Below are 903 nucleotides of genomic sequence, written 5' to 3'. Positions count from 1 at the left end.
GTCGCCAGGAATACGACCGGGCATGGAACCTCACCCGGGTCAGTGACAACCGCTGGGGAACCACCACTTACCGCTATGACAGCAACGACCAGATAACCCTGGCCGAAGGCGGCACCCGACAGCTCCCCCGGCAGGAGCGTTTCGACTACGACATTAATCTGAATATCCGCCACCACGGTCAGACCCGCAACCTCCCGGACACCCTCATGCAGTTTACGGCACAGGAGCAGGAACATGGCCGCATAGCAAAACGGGGCGACAGCCGCTTCCGCTATGATGAAGGCGGCAGACTGGTGGAGAAAACCGTTCTGTCTGACGGCTTCCGGCCACAGCGGTGGCGCTACCGCTGGGATGGTATGGGGCAACTGGTACAGCTTATCACCCCACAGGGCGAACGCTGGCAGTACACCTACGACGCCTTTGGCCGCAGGCTCAGCAAGCGCCGCGAAAGAACCTCTCAGGGTATCGCCGGTTACGATTACCAGTGGAGCGGCGACCTGCTGGTGGCGGAAACGCCGGTTTACGCCGACGGCACCGCCGCCGTGGAGAGCAGCGTGTACTGGCTGTATGAACCCGGCGCGCTGACACCGGGAGCCAGATATGAACACGGGCAACTGCACTATGTGGTCCGTGACCATATGGGTACCCCGAGAGAACTGCTGACGGAAACCGGCGAAGTGGTCCGGGCGCAGAAGCTGAGCATCTGGGGTAAAGCGGAGCAGTATCGCTTCGGCGGGCCAGGCGCGGCTAATGATGAAGATAATGCCCCGCACTGTCCGTGGCGCTTTGCGGGGCAGTATGCGGATGAAGAATCCGGATTGCACTATAACCGGTTCCGGTACTATGATGCAGAGACGGGGCAGTATGTTTCTCCTGACCCGATAGGGCTGAGAGGCGGGTTAA

General features: G+C 60.8%; 1 protein-coding gene. It reads left to right on the top strand.

The window, feature by feature from the left end; genetic code table 11:
- The coding region (locus FDX19_RS05285) for an RHS repeat-associated core domain-containing protein (protein WP_137381913.1) at positions 1-903 on the top strand (903 nt) is incomplete at both ends.

Origin of the sequence: Citrobacter sp. wls619, from assembly GCF_005281345.1 — a bacterium.
Classification (GTDB): Bacteria; Pseudomonadota; Gammaproteobacteria; order Enterobacterales; family Enterobacteriaceae; genus Citrobacter.
This window is presented reverse-complemented; position numbering and strand designations above follow the sequence as displayed.